The 1,234-nt window shown below is 40.2% G+C and carries 2 protein-coding genes; both read left to right on the top strand.

The genetic code is table 11. The features are described 5' to 3' along the window. Positions 1-348: transposase (locus AC1EKL_RS08720; protein WP_480189754.1), on the top strand; the 348-nt coding region annotated here is incomplete at its 5' end. Continuing rightward, positions 273-1,202: an IS3 family transposase gene (locus tag AC1EKL_RS08725; protein WP_480189755.1), complete on the top strand. Its 930-nt coding sequence runs from the start codon at positions 273-275 to the stop codon at positions 1,200-1,202. The genes AC1EKL_RS08720 and AC1EKL_RS08725, both read left to right, overlap by 76 nt. Positions 1,203-1,234: the final 32 nt, after the last annotated feature.

Genomic DNA, 1,234 nt, shown 5'->3' on the forward strand with positions numbered 1-1,234 from the left:
GATTATGATGGCGATTTTAAGCTGAAAGTCTTAAACTGGAAAAAACAACACAAGGCTTCGTACCCACAAACAGCACTTCAATTTGACATTAGTAATCCATGGACAATCGCAACCTGGCAAAAGAAGCTTAAAGAGCGTGGAATTGAGGCCTTGTTCACCAGAAGAGGACGGGGAAAGCACATGACTACTAACCATAATCGCCAAGCTAGTAAACAGCTATCAGAGTTAGAACAGTTGAAAGCAGAGAATCGGGCTTTGAAAGTCGAGAACGAATACTTAAAAAAACTCGACGCCTTAGTTCAACACCGCGGACAGTCAAAGAAGAATACCAAATCATCCAAGAACTAAGGCTTGAATTCGGATTTAGCTTAACGGAGATTCTACCATACACCACCATTAAGCGAAGTACATTCTATTATCAAGCCCATCGCCACGAAGCCGAAGATGATAAAGAACTGCTTCGACACATTAAAGATATCAAGCACCAGAATCCTGCCTACGGATATCGGCCTGTCACAGATGAGCTACATCGTCGTGGAATTAAGGTGAATCATAAAAGAGTTAGCCGTCTAATGCGTGAAAAAGGTTTATCGTCACAGATGTATAATCGTCAAACTCGGAAATATGATTCGTCGATTGGTCCTCAAGGTAAGAAAGCCAAGAATCGTCTTCATCGTCGCTTTAAAACTGATCGTCCATATCAAAAAATGGCAACTGACGTGAGCGAATACCGCTATGACAATATGAGCCAGGATGAGCGAGTTTACCTTTCACCGATTAAAGATTTATGTTCTGGTGAAATTGTTAGTTACAATATTGGCGACCATCCGACTACTGACTTCGTGATGAAACCGCTAATCGAGCTAATTAATAAGCGACCTAAGCTTAACTACCGCATGACGGTACATAGTGATCAAGGAATCCAATATCAAACGAATGCGTGGCGTCAAACACTAAAGAAGAACCATATTTTTCAAAGCATGTCACGCCGGGCGACCTGTTTAGACAATGCACCAATGGAGAGTTTCTTTCACACTATGAAGGTTGAAATGTATTATGGACATCATTATCAAACCAAGCAAGAATTGATTAAAGTCATGAAGAAGTGGATAGAATACTATAATCAGAAACGAATCAAGCACATATTAAAAGGCAAGACTCCGATTGAATATCGAAATCTTACCTTAGAAAAAGTTGTCTAAATTAAAGTGTCCAACTTACAGGGTTCACTTCA

It is taken from the genome of Limosilactobacillus sp. C0001E2 (assembly GCF_056590915.1).